The organism is Krasilnikovia cinnamomea, assembly GCF_004217545.1.
In the GTDB taxonomy this organism is placed as follows: Bacteria; Actinomycetota; Actinomycetes; order Mycobacteriales; family Micromonosporaceae; genus Actinoplanes; species Actinoplanes cinnamomeus.
In genome coordinates this window covers 3,211,145-3,229,724 of sequence record NZ_SHKY01000001.1, presented here as the reverse complement: position 1 = coordinate 3,229,724, position 18,580 = coordinate 3,211,145, and the positions used below count along the sequence as shown (strand labels likewise).

Sequence of the window (18,580 nt, the reverse complement as noted above, 5' to 3'; positions counted from 1 at the left end):
CGACTCGTACGCGTGTGTGAGGTGACATCGGTGGTCCGGCCGTCGAAGCGCTCCGGGGGGCTTTCCCGCCCCCGGATCGGCGTGGTTCGGTGACCACCGCCATCGACCGGGCCGCGCTCACCGGAGCCCCGTTCGCCGAGCAGCCGCTGGCGCCGGTGACCGCGACGTTGCGCGCCATGTTCGGCACCAGCACCGAGCTGCCCGGGCTCGCCCCCGACCTGCTGGTCGACAACCCGTCGGGCTGGCAGCCCACCACCCTGTTGACCAATGACCGGCTGGACACCCTGCTCGACGGGGCCGCCCGCCGCTGGCACGCCGAGCCGCACGCCGCCGCCGCGCTGGCCTGGAAGGCGTACACCTACTGGCTGGCCCTGCCCGCGGTGCTGGGCTGGGCCTCCGCCCGCCGGGTGCCGCTGCTGCGCGCCAGCGACGTACTCATGCACTTCGACGACCCGCGGCCGCTGGTCACGCTGGGCATGCGGGCCGACATCGAGGTCGCGGTGCTGCCGTCGGATCCGCTGGCCGTCGGCGGGCTGCCCCAGATCCGCGTCGTCGCCGACGAGGCGGCCTTGCTGGCGGCGCTGCGCACCACGCTGCTCGACGAGCATCTGACGCCGCTGCTGGACGCCATTCACCGCCGGGTGCGGCTGGGCAAGCGCACCCTCATGGGTTCGCTGTCGTCCGGCATCGCGTACGCGGTGCTGCGCTCCGCCGACGTCCTGCCCGGCTCGTCCGCCGAGACGATCGACACCCTGCTCACCACGCTGGGTGTCGCGGACCTCATCGAGCTGGTGCCCGGGCCCGCCGGCAAGCTGGACGTGCAGCGCAAGACCTGCTGCCTCGCGTTCACGCTGCCCGAGGCCAAGGTCTGCCAGGGCTGCTGCATCAAGTAGCGCGCGGCGGTCAGCGGGCGTTCGCGGCCGTCAGCGCGGCGCTCGGGTCGTCCACCAGGCTGCGGACGTTCCACACCCACGCGCCGCCGGTCCACGTCGGCTGGAAGCCGAGCAGGTCGGTCATCACCAGCAGCATCTCGTCGTCGCGATCCTGCGGGGCCAACACAACCACCCCGGCCTTCCAGAAGCGCAGGTCGGCGAGGGCCATCTCGCGCCGCGTGTCGGTGATCTCCGGGATCGGGTTGCCCTGCTTGATCGAGGCCATCAGCCCGCTGGTCGGCCGCCAGGGCGGCGAGAACAGCGCCGTACGGTCGGTCGGGTCGAGCGGGTTCTGGCTGGGCAGCAGCGCGTACGCACCCGCGATCCGCATGTCCTGCTGGGTGTACGCGCTCCAGCGCAGCGGGTCCGGGTAGCTGGAGTCCGGCAGCGGCAGGGCGACCACGGTGTGGTTGTCGTCGACGTACTCCCGCCAGGCGCCGGAGGTGACGAAGTCGGGGACCGGCTCCATGGGCTTGGTGGTCAGCGGCGTCGGGACGAGCGGCACGAGCGCCATCACCACCGCGGTGATCATCGCGACGCGTACCGGGCCGCGGGTGGTCGGCTGGGTCCGAACCAGGTCGATCCCGCGCTGGACGCCCAGCGCCAGCACGATGCCGATCACCGGGGCGATGGCCATCGCCCACCGGGTGGGCACGGCCGAGTTGAGCACCGGGACGTTGTGCAGCACGGACCAGACGCCGGGTATGCCGGTGTTGATCCCGCGCAGGTAGATCCGCGGCCCGAGCGACATGGCGGCGAACAGCACCGCGATGCCGCCGAGGGCGACCACGGCGGCGGTACGGCGCATCCAGAAGAGCAGCCCGAAGAACAGGATCACCAGGCCCCAGCCGAAGAAGGCGTTCTCCTCGGAGGGGTTCTGCGCGAGCCCGGGCGTGGCCTGCCCCTGTGCGGCGATCGAGCGCTGGGCGTAGGCGGTGAAGGACGCCAGGTCCGCGCCGAAGTGCCGGACGAACGGGGCGAGCCCCTCGTAGCTCTGCGGCCCGAAGAACTGCACGGAGAGCGGGTACGCCAGGACGGCGAGGGTGACCGAGCCCGCCACGCCGAGCCCGCGCAGGAAGGTGCGGATCTCGCCCGGATGGGCGCGGCGCCGCGCGACCGCCATGATCGCGCAGAACACGCCGAGGCCCACGGCGGCCATGAAGAGGACCTCGAGGTTGATGAACGCCTGCCAGACGAGCAGGCCCGCGAGGATGAGGCCGCCGCGAACGGCGCGGCCGGGCGTCCGCAGTGCCAGGGTGCGCCAGATGATCAGCGGGACGAGGAACTGCGAGACGATGTTCGGGTGTCCGCCCGCGTGCGAGACCATGCTCGGCGCGAACGTGCAGAACAGCGCGCCGACCCAGGCGGCCAGTCGCGAGGCGACGAACTGGCGGGACAGCACCAAATACCATGACGCGCCGGTGCATGCCAACGCCATCGTGAGAAATACGTTGAAGGCCACATGTGGACCGAACATCAGAGTGATCGGTGTCATCGGCAGAGAAACGGCCAGCACCGAGGTGTTGGCCATCATGTTCACCCCATCGGGGTAATTCATGCGATCGGAGAAGAACGGATAGGCGCCATCCGTGAGCACTCGTGCACCGTGCGCCAGCATCCACTCAAAGAAAGCTTGATCTTGCGGATCGTCGCGCAAGTCATGATCAAGGTTGAGCCACAACGGCGCGGTGAGGAACAGCGCGATGGCGACGAAACTCAGAATCACTAGTGCGTCTCGCCATTTGAGAGCCCGCCACCAGCGCGTGGGACCGCGCTCCTCGGCCGCCCGGTCGGGTACGGCGCGAGCAGCGGGTTTAACGGCGACCGGCGTCGCCGCGACCTCGCTTTCCAGGGCGATAAGCTCTGCGTCCAGGTCCTCTGCGCCGGCCTCACGGTTTGGCAGGGCCGCATGCCCACCAGCCGACTGGCCTGTCGAGTCAATACCCGTAATCGTCATAGCGTCGGCGAGCCTAACCGAGGTTGGTAACGTTGCAGTGACGAGTGACCGATGCGTGATCGAGACGATATGTAGGGGCGTTTTAGGTCACGCGTCGGACGCGATGCACCACCCCGGGCCACCCCGGGCCACCCCGGGGCAATGTCTCAATCAGGAAAACAATGGGCGGTCACCCCCCGCTCAACTTTCGGTCGCAGGCAGCGTCTGGTTAACTCTTCCGGTCCCGCTGTCCAGCAAGACGAGGGAACCCGACTTATGGCAGACATCACTGGAGACCAGCGGATCCAGTCCGAGGTACTCGAAGGCCTGGCGACGGCCGTGAACCACCGTCGCTGGTTCGTCGAGCTCGCGCTTCCGTACCTGGGGGACAACCCCATCGAGATCGGCAGCGGCCTCGGGGACTACGCGCTCGAGTGGTCGGCACACCTGCCCCGCTTCACCGCCACCGAGGCGGACCCCGACCGGCTGGTGCAGCTCAAGGAGCGCCTGGCCGATCACCCCAGCATCGACGTGCGCCAGATGCTGCTGCCCAGCACCGAGGGCGGTGACTACAGCGCCGCGGTGTCGTACAACGTGCTGGAGCACATCGAGGACCACGTGGGCGCGCTGCGCAGCATGGCCGACCTCGTCCGCCCAGGCGGCCGGGTCATCATCATCGTCCCGGCGTTCATGTTCGCCATGAGCCAGGTCGACATCGCGACCGGTCACGTGCGCCGCTACACCAAGAAGACGATGCGGGCCGCCATGACCGAGGCCGGTCTGACCATCGAGAAGATGCACTACGCGAACGCGCTCGGCCTGATCGGCTACTACGGCGCGACCAGCATCTTCAAGATGGCCCCCAAGGAGGGCCCGATGGTGAAGGTGTACGACTCACTGGTGCTGCCCGTCACCAAGGCCGCGGAGCGCCTGGTCAAGCCCCCGTTCGGCCAGTCCGTCTTCGCGGTGGCGCGCACCCCGCTCTGACCCGCGCGGGCGCCAGGTCCGGGGCCCGTCAGCCGCGGACCTGAAAGGTCGGGCGGATCGCGGCCCGGGCCAGGGTGTGAAACGCCAGATTGAACCCGACCGTCGCGGGCGTCGCATCGGCACCCACGTCGAGTGAGTCCACGTCGATGGCGTGCACGGCGAAGACGTACCGGTGCGGTCGGTCCCCGGGCGGCGGGGCCGCCCCTCCGTACCCGGTGTCGCCGTAGTCGTTGCGGACGCAGAACGCGCCGTCAGGCAGCGGGTCGGCCCCGCGCTCCAGCTCGGTCACCGAGGCCGGCAGGTTGACCAGGACCCAGTGCCAGAATCCGCTGCCCGTGGGCGCGTCCGGGTCGAAGCAGGTCACCACGAAGCCGCGGGTCTCCGACGGGAAACCGGACCAGGCGAGCTGCGGGGACAGGTTCTTGCCACCCACGCCGGGATGCGCGTACAGCTCGTCGAGCGGCTGGCCGTCGGTCAGGTCCGTGCTGGTGACCGCGAAGGACGGCACCGGCGGGAGCAGGTCGTACGGGTCCGGGGCGGTGGGGCGGTCGAGACTCATGGCGGTGTCCTTCCTCAAGGCGGCGCGAGAGACCGGGCGGCCGCGGGGACCACGGTGGGGATTCCCCACGACCGGCCGAGCGTAACCAGAGCACGTGTCGGCCGTCTTTCTGACCGGTTGCCGGTCCCCCGTCACCCGTGCGGGGTTTTGCCAGGAAACGCACAGCCGGTGCGCTTGACTTCGGGCGTCCGCGGCAATACTTCAGTCGGACATCCGACCGGGTGCGAGTGGCTGAGATCCCCGCGCTCGGTGGCGATAGGTCGCCTGCGGCGGCCAGCAAGTCGGCACCCGCCCACCGGGGACGGGTGCCGACTGCTGCCTACGGCTCGTCCCCGGGTGGGAGGCCGAACATCGGCAGGCACGGCGCGAGCCCCTCGATGCTGACCGGAACCGTACGGGCGGCCGCCCATCCCGCCCGGTCCAGGCGCAGCCGCCGGCTCACCACCACCGCGCCCCGCACCAGATGCCGGTCGACGCCGTCGTCGGCGTATCCGAGTTTGCGCGACACCCCGTACGAGGCGTCGTTGTCGGCGAACGCCGCCGAGGTCGCGTACTCGGCGCCCAGCCCCTCGAACGCGAGGTGCAGCACGGCCGCGCGCATCTCGGTGCCGTACCCCCGGCCGTGGTGGGCCCGGCCGAGCCACGATCCGGTGCCGACCTCGCGCAGCGCGGCGAAGGTGCGGGCGCGGACGTCCTGGGTGCCGACCACGACACCATCAGCGACCGCCACCAGGTTCAACGACCAGTCGTCCGGTTGCCACCGGCCCAACATCGACCAGTGCCATTGCATCGTGGCGCGCGCCCGCTGGTCGGGCTCCGCATCGGTCCACGCGGTCGTGAACGGCTGGGTGTCCGGGTCGTGCACTCCCTCGGCGGCACGGTCGGCCAGGGCCGCCAGGTCGTCGGGGCCGGGGAGCCGCAGTTCCAGCCGGGGCGTGCGCAGGCGCAGGCCGTACAGCGGCCAATGGTCGTTGATCACGTCAGCGATTGTTCACCGGAACGCGGCGCACGGATTGTGCGCCGCAGCGGACCGTCCATGTCAGAGCCGTTTGATGTAGAGCCCGGCGTAGAGCTTGCGGTACACCACCCCGGTGCGGGGGTTGCCCGCGTCGATCATCATTCCGCCACCCATGTACACGCCGACGTGGCCGCGCCCGACGACGAGATCACCGGGGCGTGCCGCGGCGCGGGACACGGTCCGCGCCAGCGCCGCCTGGGCACCCGAGGAGTGCGGCAGCGAGATGCCGATCCGCGCGTACGCCTGCTTGGTGAACCCGGAGCAGTCGAACGTGTACGGCCCTTCCCCGCCGAGGCGGTACCGCTTGCCGAGCTGGGCCCTCGCGAACGCCAGCACCGGCCCCATGCCGCGCGCCGGTGGCAGCGAGACGTACTCGGCCCGGACGAAATGCTGCACGGCGCGGCCGAGACGGTACGTGCCGTTGCCGACGCCGCGGGCGTGCGCGGCGTGCGAGGGCACCCGGTGCGCCCGGCGGGCGTCGGCCGCCCGCCGAAGCACCATGATGCGGGTGCTGACCCGGACGACCGCCCGCCCGGCCGCACCGCGCACGATGGTGACGACCGGCCGCACCGTCGCCGAGCGCACCGCGGAGCGGGACACCCGGTCGGCGCGCCGGGCCGGGGCCCCCGCGACGGAGTCCAACTCGGCGGCCTGGGCCCGCTTGGCGGGCGAGACCTGCGGCGGGGTCACAGCCTCGGCGGGCCGTTCCATGGGGTCCACGGCCGGGGCGAGCACCGCGAGCGCCAGCGCGCTCGCGGTGAGCACCCGCCGGGTGTACGGATGCGGCGGCGCCGGCCTGCGGTGCCGGCCCGGGGCACTCACGCGAATCCCGGCGGTGAGCAGCACCTGGCGGGTGTACAGCTGAGGCAGGGACTGCCTGCGGTGTCGGCCGGGTGCACTGGTGGGAGCGCCGGCGACCAGCATCCGGCGGCTGTACGGATGGGACAGAGTCTGCCTCCGGTGCCGGCCCGGGGCACTCATGCGAATCCCGGCGGGCGCGGCCGTCGGCCGCGCGGTTGTCGCGCCGTCGAGCGGCGACAATGGGAACCCGGACTGATCTAACATTTCGTCCACCAGCCGAACACACAATGTGGTTTGTGATGGGCGGAATTCCGCGAATTACTCTCTCCGGGCGGTACCCAATTCGCGTGACAGACACACAAAACCGCAGGTCAGAACGCTTTCGTCGGGTGCGGACAGTGCCGCGCGATCCGCGCCCCGACGACCGGCCTCAGCCCAGGAACGCCGTGATCGAGGCGCGCAGTCCGGCCGGATCCAGCCCGTGGGAGCGGGCCTGATCGGCCACGCTGCCGTAGTGCCGGGTCTCGGCGCGTCGCACGCCCAGGTGAAGTTCCCGATGCGGCAGGTCGGCCAGCGCCGCGGCCGCCATCCGGCTCGTTGTACCAGCCAGATAGGGCTCCACCACGACGATCTCCGCCGTGGCCAGCGCCCGCAGCCCCGCCGTGTCCAGCGGCCGGGGAGTCGACGTGTACGCCACGGTCACGCCGAGGTCCGCGGTCGCGGCCAGCACGGGATCCAGCATCGGACCCACCGCCAGCACCAGCGGCGCACCGGCCGGCCCCCGCCGCACGACCTGCAGGCGCGGCGAAACCGGCCGTGGGGCACGGTTCTCCTGGGTGGACAGTCGCACGTAGACCCGGTCGTCGACGCGGGCGGCGGCGCGCAGCAGCGCCGGCACCTCGTCGCGGTGTCCCGGCACGTGGACCGTCCATCCCTCCAGGGTGTCCAGCAGTGCCACGTCGCCCGGCGAATGGTGGGTGTAGCCGACGTCCGACGCGTCGTACGAGGCGCCGATGCTGACCAGCACCGCTCCGACGTCCTGGTGACCCAGATCCAGCTTGATCTGCTCGTACGCCCGGTCGACGAGGAACGGCGCGTACGAGTGCACGTACGGACGCAGCCCCGTGAGCGCGAGCCCACCGGCGACCCCGGCCATGAGCTGTTCCCGGATGCCGACGTTGAGCACCCGGTCGGGGTGGCGGCGCAGCGCGGGCGCGAACGCGTCCACGGAGATGTCGGCGAGTACCAGCGCGGTGCGCGGATCCTCGTCCAGCAGCGCCGTCGTGGTGGCGACAAAGGTTTCCCGCATGGTCAGCGTCCCTTCGGGGCGACGGTGGCGACCACGACGTGCGGCCGCGACCCGTCGTGGCTGGTGAGCGCGTGGGCGATGGCGTCGTGGTCGTAGCCGTCCACTACGGAGGCCGACCAGCCGACGAACCGGCCCGCGATGCCGCCGGGCCAGCCGTGCGTGGCGGACTGGTTGTCGATGACGATCGCGGTGAGCCCGCCCAGGCGCGCCGCGTACGCGTACGCGATGGCCTCGTGGTTGGCGCCCTCGTCCAGCTCGGCGTCGCCCAGCAGCACGTACGTGTGGCTGTCGAGGAAGCCCTGGGCGCGCAGGCCGAGCGCGGTGCCGACGGCCAGCCCGAGGCCGTGCCCGAGAGAGCCGGAGCCGATCTCCACGCCCGGGATCAGCGTCCGGTCCGGGTGCAGACCCAACCGGCTGTTCCGGCCACCCAGGTCGTCGAGCCAGCTCTCCGGGATGAATCCGGTGGCTGCCAGGACCGCGTAGTACGCGGCCGGGCCGTGCCCCTTGGAGAGCAGGAACCGGTCCCGGTCCGGCTCGTCGACCGTGGCCGGGGTCACCCGCAGGACCCGGTCGTAGAGCACCCAGAGGACCTCGAGGGTGGAGTAGGCGCTGGGCGCGTGTTTCTCGTCCCCCGCGAGGCGGGTCACGAGCTGTCGTGCGGGGTTGCCCCGCTCCGCGATGACGGTCATGCCGGTAGCCTGCAAGTTGAAGTTCACTTCAACTCAAGGGGATGCCCGGCGTGGAGTTGCTCACCATCGGCGACATGGCGGCCCGCAGCGGCCTGGCTCCCTCCGCGCTGCGCTTCTACGAGCGCGAGGGACTGATCCGGTCCACCCGCACCGGCGGCAACCAGCGCCGGTACGACCGCGCCGAGCTGCGGCGGGTGGCGTTCATCCGGATCGCCCAGCAGGTCGGCGTCTCCCTGGACGAGATCCGGACGGCGCTGGCGTCGTTGCCGCAGAACCGCACCCCCACCAAGACCGACTGGGCACGGCTGTCCGCCCGCTGGCGCCGGGGCCTCGACGACCGCATCGCGCTCATGGAGCGGCTGCGCGACGAACTGTCCGGGTGCATCGGCTGCGGCTGCCTGTCGCTGCAGCGCTGCAAGCTGGTCAACCCCGGCGACCTGCTGAGCGCCCAGGGCACCGGACCGCGCAAGCTGCTGGCCGCCGACTAGCCGCTCAGGGCAGCAGCAGGATCTTGCCCAGATGCTCACTGGCCTCCATCAGCCGGTGCGCCTCGGCGGCGTCGCTCATCGGCAGCGTCCGGTCGATGACCGGGCGGATCGCCCCCGCGTCGACCAGCGGCCACACCTGTTCGCGCACCCCACGGACGATCCGGGCCTTGTCCGCGACCGTACGGGCCCGCAGGGTCGTGGCGGCGACCGTGCCCCGCTTCGCCATGAGCGCGCCGAGATCCAGCTCGCCGGTGCGGCCGCCCTGCAGCCCGATCACCGCGATCCGCCCGCCCGGCGCCAGCACGTCGATGTTTCGGCCCAGATACGCGCCGCCGACGATGTCCAGCACCACGTCCGCGCCCCGGCCGTCGGTGACCTCGCGGACGGCCGCGACGAAGTCCGTGCCGGTGTAGTCGATCGCGAGGTCCGCCCCGAGAGCGCGGAGCCGGTCGTGCTTGGCGGCCCGGGCGGTGACCATGACCCGGGCTCCGAGGGCCACGCCGAGCTGAACCGCGAACGTCCCGATGCCGCCGCCACCACCGTGCACGAGCAGCGTGTCACCCTTGCGGAGCCGGGCGACGTCCACGACGTTCGACCACACCGTGCACGCCACCTCGGGCAGCGCCGCCGACTCCTGCACGGACAGGCCCGCCGGCACCGGCAGGAGCTGACCCTCGGGCACGGCGACCCGCTGCGCGTAGCCGCCGCCGGCCAGCAGGGCGCAGACCCGCTCACCTACCCGGTGGTCAGCCACCCCGGGGCCGGTCGCGGTGATCACGCCGGAGCATTCCAGCCCCGGGTACGGCGAAGCGCCCGGCGGCGGTGGATAGTGGCCGCGCCGCTGCAGGACGTCGGCCCGGTTGACCGCCGCGGCGGTGACCTCCACGACGACCTCGCCCGGCCCCGGCTCGGGATCGGGGACCTCGGTCCATTGGAGTGCCTCGGGGCCACCCGGCGTCTGGATCACGATGGCGTGCATGGCTCTACTCTGCCCGATCGGATCGGCGCGGGCTCGACGGATGCCGACGGCCCGCGCCGGTCGCGCTCAGATCATGCAGAGCCTGTTGGGCATGCGCTCGCGGCCCTCGCTGCGCCCGGTGCACTCGCTCATGCAGAGCCTGCCGGGCATGCGCTCGCGGCCCTCGCTGCGCTCGGTGCACTCGCTCATGCAGAGCCTGCCGGGCATGCGCTCGCGGCCCTCGCTGCGCTCGGTGCACTCGCTCATGCAGAGCCTGCCGGGCATGCGCTCGCGGCCCTCGCTGCGCTCGGTGCACTCGCTCATGCCGGGAGCTGCCAGTGCTGGTTCGGGGCGCCGGTGCAGGCCCAGATCTGCAGCCGTGTCCCGTTGGCTGAGCTGACGTCCGTGGCGTCGAGGCAGGTCCCCGACCCGGTGTTGACCAGGGCACCGTTCGAGGCGGTCCACTTCTGGGCGTTCGTGCCGTTGCAGTCGTACAGCTGGATCTTCGTGCCGTTGGTCGTGGCGCCGCCGGTGACGTCCAGGCACTTGCCGAGCGCCTGGACCGTGTCGCCCGCGGCCAGGGTCCAGCTCTGCGCGGGCGTGCCGTTGCAGTCGTACAACTGCACCGGCGTGCCGTTCGCCGGGTTCGCGCCGGCCACGTCGACGCACTTGCCGCCGAGGCCGACGACCTGCCCGGTCCGGCCGGAGCCACCGCCGGACTGCGCGCCGGTCCAGGTGAAGGTCGCCGACGTACGGGCGGGCAGCGCGTACGTGAAGCTTTGCCCGCCCCAGTTGACCTTGACGGTCTGCGCGCCACCGGTGGTGTTGTACGCGATCAGCGCCTTGGACCCGTCCGGGTTCCGGAAGGCGACGTTGGGCACGGCGCCGTTCGCGGTGGAGTCGATCCGGACCGCGCCGGGCCGGACGAACTTGGTCAGGTGCCCCATCGTGTAGTACTCGATGGTGTAGTCGACCTGGCCGCGCCGGGCGTCGTTGCGGTGCACCGTGACCAGGCCCGTACAGGTGCCGCAGCCGCCATTGTGCGGTCCCATGGCCTCGTCCACGGCGAGGCTCCACTTCGTCCAGCTACGGCCCCAGTGGCGGAAGTAGTCGACCAGATCACCCATGTCCTCGGCATGCTGGTCGCTCACCCAAGTGCCACCGGAGTGCTCGGTGTTGTACTGATTCACGCCGGGAAACAGTCCGTGCACTGTGGACGCGGTCGCCGGGTTGCCGCCGTAGTCGTGCCAGGCGATGCCGCCGAAGTTCGGGTGGGTGCGGATCGCGCTGTCGTTGATCAGGGGCGCCACCCACGCGTCGTACGTGTCGAAGTTCCAGTCTCCGATGAGCAGTTTCGTGTCCAGGCCCGCGTTCTGCAGCGCCGGGAGCAGGTTCGTTTTCGCGAAGTAGCCGAGCCCTGAGGTGTTCCACTGCATCGACGGATAGCCGGGGCAGCAGCCGGGTTCGTTCTGCTCGGTCACGTACCGGATCGGGATGCCCTGGCCCTGGTAGCCCTGGATGTACTTGACGAAGTACTGCGCATAGATGCCGTAGTACTCGGCACGGAGCCAGCCCTGGCTGTACGCGTTGTTGTCCTTCATCCAGGGCGGTGCCGACCACGGCGAAGCCATCACGAACAGCGCCGGATTCAGGGCCCGCGCCTGCTTGGTCAACGCCATGATGTCGGCGTCGCGGCTCAGCGAGAAGTCGTTGAGGTCGCAGCATGTCGTGTCGTACGAATAGCTGTTCTGGGCCAGGTCGGACGAGCCGATGACGTTGCGCAGGGCGCTGACGCCGATGCCCGCGGCCGGGTCGAACAGCTTGGTCATGACCTCGTTCTGGGTGGCCGGGGAGAGGGCGCCGCTGCCGCGGATGTCGAAGGCCGCGGTGTCGGTGATGGAGGCGCCCGCGCCCTCGAACTGCTGGTACGTCGCGTTCTCGTTGACCGTGATGGTCTGGTTGGCGGCGCCGCCGCCGCTGGTGAAGGTGATGGACGGCTGGGGTTGCAGACCGCGGGTGACCGTACGGCCGGCGCTGTCGCTCGTGGTCGTGAGGTAGACGTGGACCTGCTCGTTCGCGGCCAGCGCTGGCGGTGTGCTCAGGATGGTGGCCGAGGCGGCCAGGACGGTGGCGACGAGGAGCCGCCTGCTTCTGGGGGACATGGTTGGGACTCCCTTGCCGGAGGTTGGGGGACCTGACCGGATAGGTACGCAGCGAGAATTAACATCGTTATCAATGTCATGTCAACCGCTGCATCGCGCCCTGGGATGGCATTTGCGCTGTTCAAGCATCTTTTCAGGGGCTTAAAATAAGTTTCGGCGAATGCGCGGACGGGGCGGGGTGGCAGGGCAGGAGGCCGTGCGGGTCGACGGTGGCCGTCTGGCAAACTGGGGAAGCGTCGCTCGGGAGGGCTCGCCTAGTGGCCGATGGCGCCGGTCTTGAAAACCGGTATGGGGAAACTCATCGTGGGTTCGAATCCCACGCCCTCCGCACTATGTCATCACGGCATAGGCCGCGCTGACCACAGGAAGACGAACCGCCGCCGACCAATCGGTCGGCGGCGGTTCGGAACGAACGCTCGTCAGGCCTCGAAGCGGGTACGGCGACGACGCACAAGGAGCAGACCGCCGACAAGCGCCGCCAGTCCGACGGCGGCCAGGATCCCGGTCGCGGGACCGGTGAGCGGCAGGGTCGGCTCGTCATCCGCGTCGCCAGCGCCCGCGCCGCCAGCGGGGGCGGCAGGACTACCCGGCACGCCGCCAACTGCGGTCGCAGGACCACTGGGCGCACCGCCGGCGGAGGGCGCCGGGCTCGCCGTGCCGGACGGCTGCGGAGTTCCGGTCGACGGGCGCCCGCTGATGTCCAGCGGCAGGGAAAGGGAGTGCCAATTCCCGGTGATTCGCTGCTCGGCGCCCGGCTTCGCGGCCGGCGCCGCCGACGAACCAGCGAGCTCGCGAATCAGAAGCGGACCCTCCGTTCCCGGTGTGCCGTCGAGAGTCTTCCGCTCAACCTTCAAGTCCGCCTCGGTGTACCAGCCCAAGTTGAAGTAGACCTTGCCGTACGGGGACTCGGGTATCCCGGTGAACACGAGCGGCAGGTCGACCCGATACGCCTTCTTCGCCATCAGCTGCTGTTCGAAGGTGCACGAGAGGAGGATCCGCCCGTCGTACCGGCAGTTGGAGTACCGCTTGGTGGATTCGATCGCGGGGTTACGCGGCAATACCAGGATCGGACGCCGGAGCGGGAGGTCGGAGTGGTTCGACGCGCCGACGGTCAGGGTGAGCGGCGTTCCGACGGTGGCGCGCAGAGTCGTCATGCTCTCCGGAATCGGTGAGGTGGTGAGGTTGACCGATTCCTGGATGGTGACCGACTGACTAGCGCTGATCGTCATATCGTCGTTCCACACCGTGAGGGTGAAGGTGGCTTTCCCGGGCTTCGCGTCCGGTCCGGTGTAGATGCTGGTTCGGTAGAACCCATAGGAGATGTCGCCGGTCGACAACGGCTGGCCGGCCTTGAGGGTTAGCCTCCCCGTGGTGCCCTCTCCGGCGGGACAGGTGACGTCACCATCGCCCCAGTCGCAGCCGGGGACGATCCCCCGGTTCCTAGCGAGGTAGAGGCCGCCGTCCACGGTCATGCGCACCTTGAAGCCCGTGCCGGAGAAGTCCTCGCTGGACCGAAGGTTGGCCTGGATTCCCACCCCGTCTCGTTGTCCGACCGTCCCCAGCGGCAACGGCGTGATCGGCGCGATCTCCAGCGCGAATCTCGGGTCCGCGGCTTGAGCCGGAGCTGGCCCGGCCGCGACCAGGGCACTGGCGACGGCCAACGCCGCCAACACCCGACGGCATAGTGCAGAAACCATTACAGGTACCGATCCTCCCCGCGCCACGGCCATGATCATGACCAGCGGACGAGTATACGGTCATGAATTTGACGCGGACGTTGAGGCGGGATCGGCGCCGCACAGGCGACTCGGCACACCTCGAGCCGGTCTAGCTGGGACGCGCAGCCGTGGCTTCGAGTGCCTCGCCGACATTGCCGAGCAGCTCGGCGGCCGTGAAAGGCTTGTACAGGATTCGGGTCGTCTCGTCGCCTGCCGACGGCACCAGGGGATCGGCGTGGCCGGTCATGAACAGCACCGGTAGGCCCGGGTGCTGGGCATGCATCTCTTTGGCGACCGCCGCGCCGGAGCGATCGAGCAGGACCATGTCGGCGATCAGCAGGTCCACGTCGTCGAGATTCATGCGCAGCGCGGCGTCCGCGTCGCGGACCGCGGTGGTGCGGTAGCCGTTGCGGTTCAGGATGCGGACCACCACGTCGCGTACGGTGTTGTCGTCTTCGATGACAAGGACCCGTGCACCGTTTCCGGGCCCAGAAAGCGGTGTGCTGTCGGTCTCGGCTGTCGCCGCGACGATGGGCAGCAGGATCCGGAACGTGGTCCCGATGCCGGGCGTGGAGTCCACGGTGATGGTGCCTTCGGCGTCGATGACGATGCCGTAGACCGTGGCCAGGCCGAGGCCGGTTCCCTTCTGCGCGGACTTGGTGGTGAAGAACGGCTCGAAGAGTCGGTTCCTGACCTCGGCGCTCATGCCGACGCCGTTGTCGCTGACGGTCAGCTCGGCGTAGCTTCCGGGCGGCAGCGGCAGGATCGAGCCCTCGGGCACCTCGACGAGGTCGGTACCGACATCGATGATGCCGCCGCCGGGCATCGCGTCGCGGGCGTTGATCACGAGGTTGAGCAGCACCTGGTCGAGCCGGCCGCGACCGGTCCGTACGGGCAGCGCAGCACCGTACGTCGTGCAGCGCAGGGTGATGCTGGCGCCGATCGTCCGGCCGAGCAGGTCGTTGGCGTCCGTGACGGCCGAGTTCAAATCGACGTTCTCGACCCGGGCTGGTTCCCGCTTGGCGAACAGCAGCAGCTGGCTGGTGAGCGCCTGACCCCGCTGGGCGGCATCGCGGATCCTCGCCAGGTCCTCCGCCTTCTGCTCGCCGGGCTCCTCGGCGATGAACTCGGCGCAGTTGACGATGATCGCCAGCAGGTTGTTGAAGTCGTGCGCGACACCACCGGCGAGCTGGCCGAGGCTCTCCAGCCGGGCGGCCCGCGCCGTTTGATCATTGGCGAGCTGCTCTTTGGCCTCGCGCCGCATGCGCGCGGTGACGTCGCGTTCGGTGGCCGCGGCGCCGATGACCACACCGGTCTCGTCCCGGATCGGCCAGAGGGTGGTCGACACCTTGACGATGCTGCCGTCCTTGCGGAGGCGAGGCGCTCCCTCGGTGTGGAAGTGGCGGCCCGCCGCCAGATCGGCAAGCACGGTGCGGAGCGTGGCCCTCCGGCTCGGTAGCAGGACCATCGTCGCGGGGCGGCCGATGGCCTCGGCGGCGGTGTAGCCGTAGATGCGCTCGGCGCCGGTGTTCCAGGCGGTGATGATGCCACCGAGGTCGAGGGCGACCGTCGCGTCGGCGGACTGTTCGACGATGGCGGCCAGCATCGCCTTGTGCCGTGCCGTGTTGGCGACCGTACGGGTGGCCAGCACGCCCAGCGCGACGGCGAACAGGAGGCACGCCACGCCGACGACGACCATCATCGTCAGCGCCCGGGAACTCGTGCGCTGGGCCACGGCGGCGTCCGCGTCGACCCGGGCCTGTGCGAGTTCGGCGAGTTGACTGACCGCGCCAGCGGCCCGGTCGAACCAGTCCAGCGCTTCACCGGCGACCAGATCGTTGGCGACCGCGATGCGATTGGGCGCGCCGGACCGGTATCCGGCCAGGATCTGCGCGTCGAGGTCCATGAAGTGGTCGAAGGCGTCCTCGGCGATGGCCAGTTGCTGCTTCTGCGCCGCGCTGAGTGGATGGGTGGCGATCCGGGCCAGATCCTGCCGGAACGCCGTCGCCGAGGCCAGGAACAGGCTGCGCTGGGCCCCGCGGTCGGCGGCGGCGCCGGGCACTCCGCGGATCGTGTCGAACGCGTACGCGGTCTGCCAGCCGTTGAAGTCCGCGGCGCGGAACTTGGCCGTGAGCGCGTCGCGCTGCAGCGCGGCGGACTCAGCAACCTGCCGCTCCGCCCTGCGCTGCGCGAGGGTGTTGTTCACGGCGACGCCGATCAAAATGATCAACAACAGCCCCGCGAGCCCGAAGGCACCGCCGAGCCGCGCGCCGCCATGCATCCGACGCAACGTGTGCATGTCTCGGTCTTCCCACGGGACGTTTCAGCCGTTCAGCCGAGCTCGCCCGCCGCCTCGGTACGGCGTCGCGGGCCGGTCCGCGTGCCTTCAACCGTAGCGGGCACTCACGATCCGGTCGGACGTATGTCACAGATTGTCGCGGAAGGCGGGAGATGAGGGGAAAGGCCCCACCGACCGATGGTCAGCGGAGCCTCTCCTCACGCGCGCCGAGGCGTCACATCGGCTCCTGGATCGCCACGGCCCAGTCGCCGGTCATCCGTTCCGGCTTGACGGTGAGCACGACGCCCGATCCCTGCTCGGGTTTCTCCCAGGTGGCCTGACGGTTCCGCGGCGGCGACCAGGTCTTGTCCGTGCCGCCGTCGATCAGCATCTGCTGGTAGTCCCACCATTCTCCGTGCGCGATCGCCACCCCGTCGACCGTGACCGTCAGCGCGCCGGGCGTCTGCGAGAGCAGCGTCAGGTGCGCACCCTTACCCCAGGCGAAGGGGAGGTCGACTGGCCGGTTCGGGTCGGCCGGGTCGGCGCGTACCACCATCGTGGTCTGGTAGCTCACGCCTGAGTCGTAGCCGAGCTTCATGTTGCCCGACTCGGTGTCGAGCGGCTGGAGTTGGGACGGCCGGGTAGGGAAGACGTACCGTCCAGGGCCGACCTTCTCGCCGACCGCCACGGCGAAGTCGGCTGGCGGGCCGTCCGGGAACGTGACCGTCACGGTGTTGGGCATGCCGACCCGCACGCCGTACGACGACCGCAACATCTCCGCGTCCGAACTGACGGTGCCGCCGCAACCGGTGCCCGACGAGACCGCCTTGCCGTTGAGGGAGATCTGATGCACCTTGCCGGCTTCGTGAGCACAGCGCGTGAAGAACACCAGATCGGCGGAGGTCGGCGTGAAGGTCACCCGCAGGGTCTTCGCGCCCGGGGCCAGCGGCGCTGAGCTCGCGATCACGCGGGCACCGTCGGCGTACTCCCGGAAACCATTGACCATGGGTACGGGCGCGGTGGCCGCCGGCGCGGGGTGGTCCGGGGCCGGCCGGGCGACGGCCTGTGTGACGGCACCGACGGCCAGCACCGCTACCGCGGTCGCGGCGAACGCGGTGATCTGCCGGTTGCGGCGCCGGACCACGAGCCGTCCCTGCACACCCGCCAGCAGCAGGTGCGGCCGCGCATCGACGTGGTCGGTGGTGGATCGCTCGTCGAGAACCTCGCGGAGGTCGGTCAGATTCATGGCAGCGCTCCTTCGAGGGTCAGCGAGTCGTCGAGTCGCAACTTGGCCAGCGCGCGGCTGGCCTGGCTCTTTACGGTGCCGAGCGAGCAATCCATCGCCTCGGCGATCTCCGCCTCGGACAGGTTTTCGAAGTAGCGCAGCACGAGCACGGTCCGCTGCCGGGTGGGCAGCCGGCGCAACGCCTGCCAGAGCTGGTCCCGATCGTCGACGCGGTCCGCGTGGCCCGGCTGGCCCACCTCGGGAAGTTCGGCGCTGGGCAGTTCGGCGCGCCAGCGCCGGCGCCACCAGCTCGCCTGGGTGTTCACCAGGATGCGCCGGACGTACGGCTCCGGGTCGCCCTCGATGCGTGACCACGCCGACCAGGCCTTGACCAGCGACGATTGCAGCAGATCCTCGGCGGCCGCCCATTCACCGGTGAGTAGATACGCGCACCGCAGCAGCCGGGTCGACCGGCTCACCACGAATTCGTTGAAACCTTCTGACGTCACTACCGGGCCTCTCCGTCAAGGTCTGTCGGAGAGTATTACCGGCCAGGCGCCCGGTGAGGTTGCCTCGATTCCGAGGGAAACGCGGGCCGGGCGGTGCATGGCGAAGGCCCCGCCGTCCCGCGTGGAATGCGGGCTGACGGGGCCTTCGCCGGGAGCGGTCAGGCGGCGGCGTTGAGCAGGATTTTGCCGTCCTGCTTGGCGCAGCTGCCCCAGCCGTTCGCGGTGGTCACCTTCAGCACGTACGCCCGCTTGGCGTCCAGACCGGTGAAGATCTTGGAGTACTTCGCCGTGGTCCAGCCGGTCTGCGTGGCGGTCGCCGTGGAGATCACCTTGTTGTCCGCGATCCGGACCAGCTGCATCTGCAGGTTGACCGCGATGGTCGGCTTCGACAGGTTGTCCGCCTTGGCACCGCCACCCGCCGCAACCAGGTAGCCCTTCCACTGCGGCACGGCCATCTCGAACGTCGCCCGGGTCCGGTCGGTACCCCGGAACGCCCGCGCCTTGGTCACGATCGTCGGCGCCAGCGACTTCTCCGTCACCGCGACCTCCGCGCCCTGACCCAGCGCGTCCTCCGCCCGCACCGTGATCTTGTACGCGGAGCACTTGTTCGGCGTCGACACCGTCACGTGGTGCTGGCCGCTGGCGTTGACCGCCTGCGTCGCCGGCACCAGGTAGGACGCGACCGTGGTGGTCCCGTCGACAACCTTGACCCGGTAGCGGGTGGCGAACGTGGCCGGCTTCCAGAACACCTCGGTCTGGGTGGCACTGGTCGCGGAGCGCAGCTGCTGCACACCCATCGGGGCACCCGGCACCTGAGCGGCCGTGGCCGCCGAGGCCGCCTGCGGCGCGGCGAGGAGGGCGCCGGCCAGGGCCACACCCGCGGTGGCGATCAGGCGCGACAGCTTCATGATTTGGTTTCCCTTCAACGTTCCCGCTTGCTTGACACGGGAAACGATGCCGGGTCTGGGTCAACTGAACCTCAAGCAGCACTCTGCGTTACCGCCGGTTCAG

General features: G+C 70.3%; 17 protein-coding genes and 1 tRNA gene. 4 read left to right on the top strand and 14 right to left on the bottom strand.

Annotated features, from left to right (window positions below):
- Positions 1–176 precede the first annotated feature (176 nt).
- The gene (locus tag EV385_RS14570) at positions 177–893 is read left to right on the top strand and encodes an RNA-binding protein (protein ID WP_130513305.1); all 717 of its coding nucleotides are present in this window, start codon (positions 177–179) and stop codon (positions 891–893) included.
- Between the two features lie 10 nt (positions 894–903).
- On the opposite strand, the gene EV385_RS14565 is transcribed toward EV385_RS14570, so the two are convergent.
- On the bottom strand, positions 904–2,889 hold the full coding sequence (locus tag EV385_RS14565; protein WP_130509967.1) for a DUF6311 domain-containing protein: 1,986 nt from the start codon (positions 2,887–2,889) through the stop codon (positions 904–906).
- A 255-nt stretch (positions 2,890–3,144) separates the two neighbouring features.
- On the opposite strand from EV385_RS14565, the gene EV385_RS14560 reads away from it, so the two are divergent.
- The gene (locus EV385_RS14560; RefSeq protein WP_130509966.1) at positions 3,145–3,855 is read left to right on the top strand and encodes a class I SAM-dependent methyltransferase; all 711 of its coding nucleotides are present in this window, start codon (positions 3,145–3,147) and stop codon (positions 3,853–3,855) included.
- A gap of 28 nt (positions 3,856–3,883) precedes the next feature.
- Here the strand turns inward: EV385_RS14560 and EV385_RS14555 are convergent, their stop codons facing one another.
- The 5 genes from EV385_RS14555 to EV385_RS14535 form a co-directional block, all read right to left on the bottom strand.
- Positions 3,884–4,414, bottom strand: a complete 531-nt coding sequence (locus tag EV385_RS14555; RefSeq protein ID WP_130509965.1) for a YbhB/YbcL family Raf kinase inhibitor-like protein — start codon at positions 4,412–4,414, stop codon at positions 3,884–3,886.
- Between the two features lie 319 nt (positions 4,415–4,733).
- Positions 4,734–5,393: a GNAT family N-acetyltransferase gene (locus tag EV385_RS14550; protein ID WP_130509964.1), complete on the bottom strand. Its 660-nt coding sequence runs from the start codon at positions 5,391–5,393 to the stop codon at positions 4,734–4,736.
- A 60-nt stretch (positions 5,394–5,453) separates the two neighbouring features.
- Positions 5,454–6,356: a C40 family peptidase gene (locus tag EV385_RS35065; protein ID WP_242624880.1), complete on the bottom strand. Its 903-nt coding sequence runs from the start codon at positions 6,354–6,356 to the stop codon at positions 5,454–5,456.
- A gap of 307 nt (positions 6,357–6,663) precedes the next feature.
- Positions 6,664–7,542 (bottom strand): transketolase family protein, encoded by an 879-nt coding sequence (locus EV385_RS14540; protein WP_130509963.1) that lies wholly within the window; start codon positions 7,540–7,542, stop codon positions 6,664–6,666.
- 2 nt (positions 7,543–7,544) lie between these two features.
- Entirely contained in the window at positions 7,545–8,231 is a 687-nt protein-coding gene (locus tag EV385_RS14535) for a thiamine pyrophosphate-dependent enzyme (protein WP_130509962.1), read from the bottom strand.
- A gap of 50 nt (positions 8,232–8,281) precedes the next feature.
- Between EV385_RS14535 and soxR the strand changes: the two genes are divergently transcribed.
- Positions 8,282–8,719 (top strand): redox-sensitive transcriptional activator SoxR, encoded by a 438-nt coding sequence (gene soxR / locus EV385_RS14530; RefSeq protein ID WP_278044982.1) that lies wholly within the window; start codon positions 8,282–8,284, stop codon positions 8,717–8,719.
- A gap of 4 nt (positions 8,720–8,723) precedes the next feature.
- On the opposite strand, the gene EV385_RS14525 is transcribed toward soxR, so the two are convergent.
- From EV385_RS14525 to EV385_RS14515, 3 genes are all read right to left on the bottom strand, one after another.
- Complete coding sequence (locus EV385_RS14525; protein WP_130509960.1) at positions 8,724–9,698, bottom strand: NAD(P)H-quinone oxidoreductase; 975 nt, start codon at positions 9,696–9,698, stop codon at positions 8,724–8,726.
- A 66-nt stretch (positions 9,699–9,764) separates the two neighbouring features.
- On the bottom strand, positions 9,765–10,001 hold the full coding sequence (locus EV385_RS34310) for a hypothetical protein (protein WP_242624879.1): 237 nt from the start codon (positions 9,999–10,001) through the stop codon (positions 9,765–9,767).
- Positions 9,998–11,839 carry a ricin-type beta-trefoil lectin domain protein gene (locus EV385_RS14515; RefSeq protein ID WP_130509959.1) on the bottom strand — a complete coding sequence of 614 codons (1,842 nt, stop codon included), beginning with the start codon at positions 11,837–11,839 and terminating at the stop codon, positions 9,998–10,000. Before EV385_RS14515 ends, EV385_RS34310 begins: the two co-directional genes overlap by 4 nt.
- 243 nt (positions 11,840–12,082) lie before the next feature.
- Between EV385_RS14515 and EV385_RS14510 the strand changes: the two genes are divergently transcribed.
- Positions 12,083–12,167 (top strand) — tRNA-Ser (locus EV385_RS14510).
- A 91-nt stretch (positions 12,168–12,258) separates the two neighbouring features.
- On the opposite strand, the gene EV385_RS14505 is transcribed toward EV385_RS14510, so the two are convergent.
- The 5 genes from EV385_RS14505 to EV385_RS14485 all read right to left on the bottom strand — a co-directional run bounded on the left by EV385_RS14505 (position 12,259) and on the right by EV385_RS14485 (position 18,477).
- Entirely contained in the window at positions 12,259–13,512 is a 1,254-nt protein-coding gene (locus EV385_RS14505) for a hypothetical protein (protein WP_130509958.1), read from the bottom strand.
- A gap of 154 nt (positions 13,513–13,666) precedes the next feature.
- Entirely contained in the window at positions 13,667–15,856 is a 2,190-nt protein-coding gene (locus EV385_RS14500; protein WP_130509957.1) for a PAS domain-containing sensor histidine kinase, read from the bottom strand.
- A gap of 214 nt (positions 15,857–16,070) precedes the next feature.
- Complete coding sequence (locus tag EV385_RS14495; RefSeq protein WP_130509956.1) at positions 16,071–17,081, bottom strand: hypothetical protein; 1,011 nt, start codon at positions 17,079–17,081, stop codon at positions 16,071–16,073.
- On the bottom strand, positions 17,078–17,569 hold the full coding sequence (locus tag EV385_RS14490) for a SigE family RNA polymerase sigma factor (RefSeq protein WP_130509955.1): 492 nt from the start codon (positions 17,567–17,569) through the stop codon (positions 17,078–17,080). Before EV385_RS14490 ends, EV385_RS14495 begins: the two co-directional genes overlap by 4 nt.
- A gap of 158 nt (positions 17,570–17,727) precedes the next feature.
- Positions 17,728–18,477 (bottom strand): hypothetical protein, encoded by a 750-nt coding sequence (locus EV385_RS14485; protein ID WP_130509954.1) that lies wholly within the window; start codon positions 18,475–18,477, stop codon positions 17,728–17,730.
- Positions 18,478–18,580: the final 103 nt, after the last annotated feature.